Origin of the sequence: Streptomyces sp. NPDC002130 (assembly GCF_040296465.1) — a bacterium.
Taxonomy (GTDB): Bacteria; Actinomycetota; Actinomycetes; order Streptomycetales; family Streptomycetaceae; genus Streptomyces.
The window spans coordinates 1-1,280 of record NZ_JBEOXI010000951.1 but is presented as its reverse complement, the minus strand read 5'-3'; the positions used below and the strand labels follow the sequence as shown (position 1 = coordinate 1,280).

Below are 1,280 nucleotides of genomic sequence, written 5' to 3'. Positions count from 1 at the left end.
GGCAACGGCGTCATCGCAGTCCTGCCGCCGGACACTCCAGAGCCTGATGAAGCGACCGTCGAGAAGATCGTCGAACTGCACGGAGATCGGTTCGAGCGCGTTCTTCAGGCTGACGAACAACTGTCTGCGCTTCCCGTCCCCGACAACGCATGGTCGTTGGCAACGATCGGTACGACGCTGCGCTCACGCGGAACCGGATTGGGTTCTGCGCTACTGAAACATGCTTTGGCGGAGCTGGATCGAACTGAACAGGATTGCTGGCTCGATACGTCAACCGAACGAAATCTACCGCTGTACCAACGGTTCGGTTTCACGATCGTCGGCCAGACCTCGCTCCCCGACGGACCGGACGTATGGCGGATGCATCGACTTCAGGGCTGATTGTTCGACTTCAGCACTCGCCGAATCATTTTCGACAAGGACGCGTATTGGGTGATCGTGTTGACTGCGATCCACCTCGACACCGGCCAGGTCCTGGTCCACGAGAAAACCCCGACCGACCGACAGCAGTTGATCCTCGTCGAGAGTTTCCACGTATCGACGCAGCGCTGCGACAGCCGCGCGCAAACGATCCCGAAGCTCTCGAACCGAGGTACCTGCACTCGCCTCGACCACCGACTGATTCAGCGCGGGTGTTTGCGTCCACTTGTAACCCGCCGCCGGCGTCTGCGGGGTCTCGTCTCGCAGTCCGGCACCTATCCACTCTACGACGGCCTCTGCCCACCAGACACGCACAGCGAGTACGTCGTGCACCGTCCACGCATCGACGGCAACGACGTCGAAAACATCGGCCTCGGCGGCGCTCTCGAGTAACGCGTCGAGTTTCGAATACGCCGTGTCCAGCTCACTCGCCAGTTCCTCGCGTGACAAGGTCTGCGCCACAATGCCTCCGAACTTTCGTCAAAAATGGAAGAAGCGGAGCCATCGAATCCGATGACCCCGCGTTCAACCTAACGTCTACCGAAGCTAGTTCAGTTCTCCCATGAACCTGTTGACGTTCTCGGCGATCTCCTTCGACTTGGTGTGGTGCAGGTAGTGATCTCCGTCCAGCAAGACCAATTCACCATGATCGACCGATGCTGCCTGTCCTTCGTGCAGCGCAGTCCAGCCCTCGACTTCTGAGTTCTGCACGGCGAACAACAGAATCGGAAGATCAGCCGGGAATGTCCTGCCGATTGCTTCTGCGAAGTTGCTGGAAAGATGATCCACAGTTGGATGGCGATGGTGCCCACGCCGCCGGAGCCGGCGTGGATGAGGACCTTCTGGCCCGGCCGCACGTG

The 1,280-nt window shown here is 59.7% G+C and carries 3 protein-coding genes; 1 reads left to right on the top strand and 2 read right to left on the bottom strand.

Features of this window, described 5'->3' with window-relative positions:
• Positions 1 to 381 (top strand): GNAT family N-acetyltransferase (locus tag ABT116_RS47330; protein ID WP_351647572.1); only part of this gene is annotated, 381 nt, incomplete at its 5' end.
• Here ABT116_RS47330 and ABT116_RS51245 read toward each other — a convergent pair.
• On the bottom strand, positions 286 to 882 hold the full coding sequence (locus ABT116_RS51245; protein ID WP_502984088.1) for a ClbS/DfsB family four-helix bundle protein: 597 nt from the start codon (positions 880 to 882) through the stop codon (positions 286 to 288). The genes ABT116_RS47330 and ABT116_RS51245 overlap by 96 nt on opposite strands.
• Positions 883 to 966: 84 nt before the next feature.
• Positions 967 to 1,280, bottom strand: a 314-nt coding sequence (locus ABT116_RS47315; RefSeq protein ID WP_351647576.1) for a hypothetical protein, incomplete at its 5' end; no start/stop codon positions are given.